The following is a 252-nucleotide window of genomic DNA, read 5'->3' as shown; positions in this document are numbered from 1 at the left end:
GGCCTGTACTTTGAAGGTGTGGGTCTTTTTCTTGCCGCTATAGCTTTTCTTCTGTTTTTTTAGGCCTTTGGATTGGAATTTCTGTGGCATCCACGATCACAACATTCCAATCGATGCCTTCGCCCTCGGGTAAATCTTTGGGTAAATTAAAGAGATTGGAGCGAATCAGGCAGTCTTCAACATGACGGACAATTCTTGAGGCTGTGGACTCTGAAACCCCGTAGCTCGTCGCAACGTGAAATAAGGTTCGGT

Annotated in this window: 2 pseudogenes; both read right to left on the bottom strand. The window is 46.0% G+C overall.

What is annotated here, in order from left to right:
- Positions 1 to 85: pseudogene (locus NI467_RS14980) on the bottom strand (transposase family protein); the annotation flags it as partial.
- A 117-nt stretch (positions 86 to 202) separates the two neighbouring features.
- Positions 203 to 252 (bottom strand): annotated as a pseudogene (locus NI467_RS14975) (hypothetical protein); the annotation flags it as partial.

Source organism: Acinetobacter sp. S4397-1 (assembly GCF_024129285.1).
GTDB classification, from domain to species: domain Bacteria; phylum Pseudomonadota; class Gammaproteobacteria; order Pseudomonadales; family Moraxellaceae; genus Acinetobacter; species Acinetobacter lwoffii_C.
Note: the sequence above shows the minus strand (reverse complement) of the source record. Positions and strands in the feature narration are given on the sequence as shown.